Source organism: bacterium, from assembly GCA_029210965.1.
GTDB lineage: Bacteria > BMS3Abin14 > BMS3Abin14 > BMS3Abin14 > BMS3Abin14 > JALHUC01.
In genome coordinates, this window is sequence record JARGFZ010000069.1 from 1 (window position 1) to 7758 (window position 7758).

Here is a 7758-nt window from a genome sequence, read left to right on the forward strand (position 1 = left end):
GCAAGGTGAAGAAGACAGCGGGCAAGCGAAGCTTGGCCTTTAAGGGTGCCACGGGCGTAAGCCCGTGGTAGTTCACTTCAAGCCGGTTTACAATTGGCCCTGTTATTGGCGGGCCCCACGGCGGGACTGCCTGATGGACTCCCAGTGAGTCCATCAGGATTGAGATATCCTATCTCGTGGACTCAATATCACCCTTAAGGTGCCGCAGATGTCCCTCATAAAGGTACTCCAGGGTATTGGCCGCAACCTCCTCAGGTGAGAGTTTGATCCGTGCCACCCCCTCCTCCACCGCTGCTTTGGCCACCGCAGCTGCAACTGCAGGAGGCACCTTGAAATTCATAGCGTGAGGAATGATGTACCCGGGTTCAAGCTTGTCATCAGAAATGAAGTTGGCAATGGCCTCAGCAGCTGCGATCTTCATCCCTTTGGTGATATCGGTAGCCCTGACGTCCAGGGCTCCCCGGAAAATGCCAGGGAAGACAGAGCAGTTGTTCACCTGGTTGGGAAAATCGGACCTTCCTGTAACCACGACCTTGGCACCTGCAGCGTAGGCCTCATCCGGCCAGATCTCCGGTACCGGGTTGGCCATGGCAAAAACCACCGGGTCCCTGGCCATGCTTTTGATCATGTCCTGGGTGACGGTATTGCCCACGGAAAGCCCTATGAAAACGTCCGCGCCTTTCATGACACTGGCAAGATCACCCTTGACGTTGTCCCGATTCGTGATCTGAGCTATCTCTTCCATGATCCTGCTCATCTTTTCTTTTCTGCCCTCAAAGACGGTTCCAAACTCATCGCAAAGGGTTATGTCCTGGGCACCGGCCACCATGAGAAGTTTTGTAACAGCAATGGCTGCCGCTCCGGCCCCGTTCATTACGACCTTGATATCGGACAGTTTCTTGTCCACGATCTTCAGGGAGTTGATCAGGCCCGCGAGGACCACCACAGCGGTGCCGTGCTGGTCGTCGTGGAAGATGGGAATATCCAATTCCTTCTTGAGCCTCTCTTCGATCTCAAAACAACGGGGCGCGGAAATGTCCTCCAGGTTGATTCCGCCGAAGGTGGGGGAGATTGCTTTTACCAACTCAACGATCTCGTCCGCATTCTGGGTGCATATACAGATGGGAAAAGCTTCAACGCCGGCAAAGGTCTTGAAAAGTATTGATTTCCCTTCCATTACAGGGATGGCCGCCCTGGGCCCTATGTTTCCGAGACCGAGGACAGCACTGCCATCGGAGACTACGGCGACCAGGTTGGCCTTGCAAGTCAGGTCGTAGACCTTCTCCGGATGCTTTGACAGGAGCAGGCTTGCCTGGGCCGCTTCCGGTGGAAGGTACAGCCTGTTGAGAATGTACTCATCACGAATGGGGACCTTTACCTTCACCTCCATTACCCCCTGGTACCGGTGGTGCAGATCAATGGATTCCTCATTGATATCCATATTCTTTTTTCGGGGCGGGACCGGAGGCAGTACGGTGTACTCGCTCTCGTACACGATCTTGAGGGTTTTGGCTTCAATGGCGGCGGGGGATACTTCGACTCTGGCATCACCTCTCTCGATGGCCGTTTCAGCAACGACCCTTGCCACTTTTGCAGCCACATGAAAATCGAAGATGGGGAGAACCACGTATCCAGGACTGAGCTTATCTTCCGGGACCAGACCGGCGATGGTCTCCCCCACAGAGAGGTAGGTCGCCTCAGTTATCCTCCAGGCCCTCACGTCCAGAAGACCTCTGAAGATTCCCGGAGCCACGTACACCGAGTTGATCTCGTTGGGAAAATCGGACCTACCTGAGCCCACAACTGCCGCGCCCGCTTTGAGGGCTTCATCGGGCATAATTTCGGGGATCGGGTTTGCAATTGCGAAAACGATGGCGCCCTTCGCCATGCTCTTGACCATCTCCCTGGATACGATACCCGGCGCTGAAAGCCCTATGTAAACATCCGCTCCCACCATCATATCCTTAAGAGAACCCCGTTTTCTGGAGGTATTGGTGTAAAGGGACACCTCCGATTTGGCCCAGTTCGTCGGCTGGGTGCGATACCTGCATATGGAACCGTATCTGTCACACAGGGTGATCTCTTTTGCCCCGGCCGCCAGGAGCAGTTTTGCTGTTGCGATCCCGCCAGCGCCGGCCCCCGAGATCACGATATTGACCTTGCTCAGCTTCTTGCCGACCACCTTGAGAGCATTAAGGACGGCCGCATATACGGCAATGGCCCCGCCGTGCTGTTCACTATGCATTACGGGGATCCTTGTGGCCTTCTTAAGGTTACGTTCCACCGTAAAACACTTGGGGGCAGCAATGTCCTCAAAGACAATTCCGCCGAAGGTAGTGGCCAGTCTGATGCATATCTCCACGATCTCGTCGCAATCCTGGGTGTTCAGGGCAATGGGAAACGCGTCCACTCCCGCGAAGGTCTTGAAAAAAACGGACCGTCCCTCAAGCATGGCGAGCGCCGATTCAGGCCCTGTATTCCCGAACCCGTAAACGGATGAACCGTCGCTGATCACTGCCACGGTGTTTCCGCGACAAGTCAGGTCGTAGGACCTGATGGGATTTTCGGCTATCTCCAGACACGGCGCGGCCACACCTGGTGTATACAGGAGGCTTAATGCTGATGAATCCTTAATGGGGATCTTACTGCCCACACCGATCAGGCCCTGGTTTCTCAGCCTCAGATCCAGACCGTATTGATTTGTGCCTGAACTATCTGTTTTACCCGGCTTCGTCTTCTTCGTGGCCATTACTTCTCCCTTGGAAAAGGATGAAAGCCGTATCAAGCCGGCTCCCAAAAAGACGGGGCCCCATGTCATTCACAAGCGTTGGAGCCTAAATGCGAAAATTAACATCAACCATAATGTTTGGCAACTCTGTTTGGCAACTCCAGCCCACTCCAGCCCGCAGACACTCCAGCCCGCAGCAAACCGCCAATATGCGGGCTGGAGTTGCCAAACAGAGTGTAGAGTGTAGGGTGTAGAGGATAAACATTAAAACAACAAGACCCAAGAGCGTGGATGTTTGTTTGCTGTTCTACTCTGCACTTTGCACCCTGCACTTTGTACTTCTCTGCACTCTACACTTTACACTCTGCACTCCCTACCACCGGGAGGACATCCCCCGCGTCAGGGATTATCACCGGCACCGGCAGTTCCCCCAGGATCTCCCGGGCAGCCTTCAGAGCCTCTTCCATATTATCTGCCGGGATTATCCCCATCCTTTCAACATCTGAACCGTTCAAACGGCTGACAAGTACAGTGGGTACCGATGTAACCCTTAACCACGTGGAAAAGGCTGTCTGCCCGTTTATCTGGTAACGAGCCTCAAGTTCATCCTGCCATTTGCACTGGGAGTGACATCGGTCGAACCAGTCCAGGAGATCCGGGTGACCCGTACCTTCGGCGCAATCAGCGGCAAGTAATACCACGCCATCCCCGGCAACTGCCTGATGTGCAGCAAAGAGCCCTTTGTGGGCCTGAACGAAATTGACATCCCTGGGGTAACCGCCGCTGCCGGCTATCACCAGTCTTGACCGAGCCTGCAGCTCTTTTCTGAACCAGGAATCATGCTTCCGGCAGGCATCCATATGAGCCGCTTCAAGTTCCCCCGCTGAGGCTGCGACGATCATACCTCCAGGCTCTGTGACCACGTTAAGGATAAAAATGGGAGGGATGAAGGTGCAGGCCTGGAGCATCTGTCTGTGAACGGGGTTCTCCATCAGGACACCAGGAGCCAACTCACCCCTCAGTTCGCCGCGCCTCCATGAAACCACTAATTTGTGGTGGGCCTCACACGCCTTCCGGGAGGCAACACCTGGAAGTAACGATTTTCTTCCGCCGCCATATCCGGCAAAATAGTGATAGGTGATCCCTCCCGTAAGAATTACACGATCTGCCTTTGCAACCTCTTCATTGATTTCCACAGGGATCCCGGTATCTGTTGTTCCCAGGAAGATGTTGGATCTCTTATCGTCCGGATCGTGATTGACAATGCGGTACTTATCCCGAACCTTTTCCCCCACCAGTTCGCTCAGTTCCGTATCGGTCAGGGGGCGATGGATTCCAAGGGCTACTATTATAATGACATCCTTCGGGTTGACACCGATTTCGGAAAGCTTCTGCAAGAGAAGGGGCAGGTATTGGCTGACGGAGGCCCGGCGGGTAAGATCCGGGATCACACAGGCAATACGGTCACCTGGGCTGCACAGATCCTGGAGAGTCACATTGCCGAGAGGGTGATCGAGAGCGTGAGTAACTGTTTTTTCGGGATTGGGAACGGGAAACGGCCCGGGGGAGAGGACGGTGGCCCCTTTATTCCACAGGTCCGGTATTTCGATGGAAGATCTACCGTAAGGGAGGGAATACATAGGGTTAGGCTCCGAGGGCTAAATAAAACCGCCTGATACGGAGACACGGGGACTCGGAGACACGGAGGAATTTAAAGAGCCATCTGATCCGGAGACACGAGGACACGGAGACACGGTGTGACAACCGTTTTTTTCTCTCCGCGTCGCCCAATCGCCGCTTCCCCGTGTCTGATTCATTCCCCGCGTTGCTGCGTCGTCGCGTCACCGCGTCGAGTGATCTTTTCACTGCACCGGCATAACCGGCTCAGCCGTTTTAAACTCACTTGGCCACACTACCTCAAAACCGCTTCCCGTCCATTGAAAGAGATAATTGCCAGGATCGTTCTGGTTGGCAAAACCACCCCACTGTCTGAAGCTGATTTTTCCGTAGGGTGTGCTGACTGAGATCCCCTCCAGCGCGTCCCGGACAGGTTCTGGCTGAGCCACACCGGATTTTCTGATGGCCTGGGCCGCAACCAAGACAGCACCATAGGCCTGCGCGCCATGGTAATCAGGCTCCGTCTCAAACCTGGCCAGATAGTTTTCACGGTACCTGATGGCTGACTTGTCCGCTTCCGGAAACCAGAGTGACGGGTTCATAACACCTTCACAGTTTAAACCGCACTGGGCATATGACCCTGCCATAGTGGAAGCCGGAGTCAGGTTGAAAATAACCGCCTTTGGATTACTCTTTCGAAGTTCGGCGATTATCTTGGGCCCATCGGGTGGAAATGCCGTGAGAAATATGGCGTCCGGTTCAGCCGCAGCAACCTGGGAGTACAGTGACTCCAGATCCCGGGAACCCGTCTCGAATTTCCATTCACCGGAAACGGTCCATCTCGATTCACGGGCCGCCTGTTTTACTGTTCGGGCCATGGCGTCCCCATAATTTGACTGTTCCGTAATGAGGACGACCCTGCTCCCGTTAATGCCAGATCTGTAAAAATCCAAAGCTGCCACAGGATACCTGGAACGGGGTGGCGCCACTCTGAATACAAAGCGGTCATCCTGAAGGGTTATAGCATCTTCCGATCCCGTTACCACAATGAGGGGGATCCTCATTTGCTCACACTTATCGGCCAGACCAGCCGCAACGCTTGAACTGAAACCGCCAAGCACAACAGCGTACTGTTTATCATTGACAAAATGGTCGACAATGACTCGAGCGTTCCGGGTCTGCCCTCCCGAGTCCCGGACATCCAGTTCCAGCAACTCTCCGTTTATCCCACCCCTGGCATTGATCTCCTCGGCGGCCAGGATCATGGAATTTTTCTGCATATGGCCGAAGGCGGCATGGGTCCCCGACATGGGTAATATGACCCCAATGGCCACCCCTTGAGCCCTGGTCAAAACAGGCGAAAAAAGCATGGCTACTAAAGACAGTGCCAGAAAAAAAGATGTCGTCCTGGATCGGCAGTTCATAATGGCTTCACTTGGGAACTGACCCGGCCATGGAAGCTGCCAGTCTCAACGCCTCCATAAGACTTCCCGGGTCAGCCAGACCCTTTCCTGCGATATCGAAAGCAGTACCGTGGTCAACCGATGTTCTGATGATGGGAAGTCCGAGGCTCACGTTCACTCCCGAATCGAAAGCAAGAAGTTTAAGGGGAATGTGTCCCTGATCGTGGTACATGGCAATGATCGCATGGTACTTACCGCGGTGCATTTTCAAAAACACCACATCTGGAGGGACAGGGCCTTCGACCCTGATCCCCCTGCCACGGGCAAGCTTAATAGCGGGTGTGATGATACGCTCCTCCTCATCACCGAAAATACTTCCCTCCCCCGCGTGAGGGTTCAGGCCGGCCACAGCGAACAGGGGACTTTTGATGCCCATTTTTTTGAGCGCCTCATCCCCAAGCTGCAGTACTCTCAGGATCCTTTCTTTAGAGATGTCACCAGGAACCTGGGACAGAGGTATGTGTGTCGTAACATGAAGGACCCTCATGGCGCCGGCGGCAAGCATCATGACGGTGTCATCAGCTCCGGTCCGTTCAGCCAGCAATTCTGTGTGACCCGGATACATATATCCTGCCAGCTGAAGTGATTCCTTGTTGATCGGCGCGGTTACAATCGCGTCCACGGTCCCCTCCATAGCCAGATCAATGGCCTTCACAACACACCGATAGGCGCACTCTCCGCTCTGTACACTGAGTTGGCCGAAGGGTATGGACGGATTGGCAAGACCAACATTCAGGACAGGAACAAGGTTGTCACTGTCTGCCTTGCAGGGGTGGTCCACGACCTTGTAACGGGTTGAACTGCCTGCCTTCCTCGCACCCGCTTTAAGACGCTCGAGATCACCTACAACCAGGCAGTTCCGGGTAAAGGTCTCTTCCTCGAGAGCCAGCGCAATAATCTCGGGGCCGACACCGGAAGGATCGCCCATGGTGATAGCAAGGAGCGGCTGGGTCCCTCGAGTGTTTGATTTCCTTTTCATGCTTCGCGCCTTTTCAAATGACCTCCGGTTTGACGAAGCTGGTAAGTGAGCCGATCCCTTCAACTGTCACCGTCACCTCATCACCGGGACTGAGGGGACCAACACCTGAAGGAGTTCCAGTGGCGATAATGTCACCGGCATACAAAGTCATGGCCGCGCTAACATACTCAACGATATAGTAAGGGTCGAACAGCATGGTGGAGGTGTTGTCATCCTGCCTGAGCTCTCCATTGACATGGGTCATCACCCGAACAGCTGCCGGGTCCAGATCTGTCTGGATCCAGGGTCCTGCGGGGCAGAATGTGTCGAAGCTCTTCGCCCTCGAGAACTGCCCGTCCTTCTTCTGCAGATCTCTAGCGGTGACATCGTTCAAAGCAGTGTATCCAAAGATGACATCCCGTGCCTGGTCTCTGCTGATTCTTCGGCACTTCCTGCCAACGACGATGGCGAGCTCCCCTTCGAAATCCACACGCTCGGACTCGGGGGGTAGAAGAATGTTTGCATTGTGCCCGATCATGGCAGACGGGGCTTTGAGGAAGATGAGCGGTTCATCAGGGAATGGGCTTCCCAATTCCCTGATGTGACCCTCGTAGTTCCACCCAATGGCGACAACTTTGGAAGGACATACCGGAGCGAGAAGACTCACTTCGGAAAGGGGAAACCTTTCCCTGGCTGGTTCGATCCCCTCAAAGGGCGGGGATTTTAGTGTAAGGATCGTATCCCCTTCGACCAATCCCCAGCAGGTTTTCATTTCAGAGGACGAGGTTAGCGCATTGTTATTTGAAAGTAATTGAAACCGGGCGATGAGCATAGGAAACTTCCCGCTTTTAAGTTTACGGTTCACAGTTCACGGTTTACAGTCCACTGCCCAGCGTCCACTTAAGGGCTTAACTGTTGATAGAGTCGCAAAAAGTCCAATCCGGGACTTTTCGCTCCACGGAAAGGGAAAAGCGTCGTTTTCCCTTTCCTTA

Annotated in this window: 5 protein-coding genes and 1 pseudogene; all 6 read right to left on the reverse strand. The window is 54.3% G+C overall.

What is annotated here, in order from left to right; all coding sequences use genetic code 11:
- Nucleotides 1–169 precede the first annotated feature (169 nt).
- The 6 genes and pseudogenes from P1S59_13945 to P1S59_13970 all read right to left on the reverse strand — a co-directional run bounded on the left by P1S59_13945 (nucleotide 170) and on the right by P1S59_13970 (nucleotide 7598).
- Complete coding sequence (locus tag P1S59_13945) at nucleotides 170–1441, reverse strand: NADP-dependent malic enzyme (protein MDF1527336.1); 1272 nt, start codon at nucleotides 1439–1441, stop codon at nucleotides 170–172.
- 51 nt (nucleotides 1442–1492) lie between these two features.
- A pseudogene (locus P1S59_13950) lies at nucleotides 1493–2749 on the reverse strand (NAD-dependent malic enzyme).
- Between the two features lie 329 nt (nucleotides 2750–3078).
- The gene (gene larA / locus P1S59_13955) at nucleotides 3079–4368 is read right to left on the reverse strand and encodes a nickel-dependent lactate racemase (protein ID MDF1527337.1); all 1290 of its coding nucleotides are present in this window, start codon (nucleotides 4366–4368) and stop codon (nucleotides 3079–3081) included.
- 222 nt (nucleotides 4369–4590) lie between these two features.
- On the reverse strand, nucleotides 4591–5769 hold the full coding sequence (locus tag P1S59_13960) for an ABC transporter substrate-binding protein (protein ID MDF1527338.1): 1179 nt from the start codon (nucleotides 5767–5769) through the stop codon (nucleotides 4591–4593).
- A gap of 7 nt (nucleotides 5770–5776) precedes the next feature.
- Complete coding sequence (gene pdxA / locus P1S59_13965) at nucleotides 5777–6787, reverse strand: 4-hydroxythreonine-4-phosphate dehydrogenase PdxA (GenBank protein MDF1527339.1); 1011 nt, start codon at nucleotides 6785–6787, stop codon at nucleotides 5777–5779.
- 13 nt (nucleotides 6788–6800) lie between these two features.
- Nucleotides 6801–7598: a fumarylacetoacetate hydrolase family protein gene (locus tag P1S59_13970; protein ID MDF1527340.1), complete on the reverse strand. Its 798-nt coding sequence runs from the start codon at nucleotides 7596–7598 to the stop codon at nucleotides 6801–6803.
- Between the last annotated feature and the right edge of the window lie 160 nt (nucleotides 7599–7758).

What these genes read in the sequence shown, in the direction of transcription:
- P1S59_13945 (MDF1527336.1), bottom strand. Translation starts at nt 1,441, where the DNA reads ATGGATATCAATGAGGAATCCATTGATCTGCACCACCGGTACCAGGGG.
- larA (MDF1527337.1), bottom strand. Translation starts at nt 4,368, where the DNA reads ATGTATTCCCTCCCTTACGGTAGATCTTCCATCGAAATACCGGACCTG.
- P1S59_13960 (MDF1527338.1), bottom strand. Translation starts at nt 5,769, where the DNA reads ATGAACTGCCGATCCAGGACGACATCTTTTTTTCTGGCACTGTCTTTA.
- pdxA (MDF1527339.1), bottom strand. Translation starts at nt 6,787, where the DNA reads ATGAAAAGGAAATCAAACACTCGAGGGACCCAGCCGCTCCTTGCTATC.
- P1S59_13970 (MDF1527340.1), bottom strand. Translation starts at nt 7,598, where the DNA reads ATGCTCATCGCCCGGTTTCAATTACTTTCAAATAACAATGCGCTAACC.